The sequence below is a fragment of the Brucella grignonensis genome (assembly GCF_002252505.1).
GTDB classification, from domain to species: Bacteria; Pseudomonadota; Alphaproteobacteria; order Rhizobiales; family Rhizobiaceae; genus Brucella; species Brucella grignonensis.
The window spans coordinates 1-1,085 of record NZ_NNRL01000104.1 but is presented as its reverse complement, the minus strand read 5'-3'; the positions used below and the strand labels follow the sequence as shown (position 1 = coordinate 1,085).

Here is a 1,085-nt window from a genome sequence, read left to right as displayed (position 1 = left end):
GGCCTACAAGGTGGCCGCCGAGTAAGCGTCACACCTTCTCTTCCGAACGAGCATCCCGCCGCCGGTGCATCACCGGCGGCGGTTCTGTTTTCCACCCAACATCATGGAGAAACCATGTCCGCTCAGTTGATCTACGACCTCGTGCCGCTCGGCTCGACCCTGACATATTCCGACGGCTCCCCGCGCCCGCCCGAGAGGCATCGCAAAAAGCTGGCCGCCTGGGAGAACCGCAATTCCGGCGGCCGCCTGATCCGCAAACAGGCCGAAGCGCGTGTCGGCAATACGACGATCCCTGCCTCCATCACCCTCCATGAGGGCGACTATGGCAGTCAGGGGACGATCGTCCTGCGCGTCCACCGGACGTTTTCGGTGGACAGCGACCTCAAGTTCACGGTCAAGGAACGGCCCGCGATCGGCTCGGTCCTCGTCCTCGATCGCGCCGGCGACGACGCCGAGCTTGTCCATCTTGCCGCCGATCGCACCGCCGCCGCGGAATGCCGTGCTGCAGGAAATTACGGCCGATACGGAAGCCGCGGACAGTGTGGAGGGGAGGACGGCCGCATGAGCGCACCTGCTTCCGAAACCAACGTCGTCGAGACCTCCGGTTTTCCGGGGGTTTCTTTTGGCAAAAGTGCAGATGGCCTGCCCGTTGCACTCGTCGACGAGCACGCCTTCGCCATGGCCCCCGCCCGAAACGGGCGCCATTTCCTTGTAACCGGGTGGCGTATCCGGCGGCCCATGGCCGACTGGACGCGGAGCGACTTCTACGGTCATGGAGGCGACCTTGCCGATGAGAAGGCGTTCCGGGCAAAAGTTCTGGAAAACGCCGAGCACCAGCGCGAAAAGATCGCGCTCGGCCGACGCGAAGAGCGATCCACGGCCAATACGCCGTGGGGGCCATCACAGGGCACGACGGTCTATGCCGATGGCGTTGTCTTCCACTCGACGGCCGGCCATGGCGGCTTCCTTCTTTCGCCCGACCGCAACCGCAAGGTTCATCCGTCGATCCGCGTCACCGGCGGGGCCTATGAAGAGGATGAGGCCTGGGCGATCGTCGCCTTCAGCTTTCCTCATTTGTTCACCGC

The 1,085-nt window shown here is 64.2% G+C and carries 1 protein-coding gene and 1 pseudogene; both read left to right on the top strand.

Annotated features, from left to right (window positions below; genetic code table 11):
- The first annotated feature begins 114 nt into the window (after positions 1 to 114).
- A pseudogene (locus CEV33_RS01380) lies at positions 115 to 565 on the top strand (hypothetical protein).
- On the top strand, positions 562 to 1,085 hold a 524-nt coding region (locus tag CEV33_RS01375), incomplete at its 3' end, for a DUF7007 domain-containing protein (protein WP_407923790.1). The pseudogene CEV33_RS01380 and the gene CEV33_RS01375, both read left to right, overlap by 4 nt.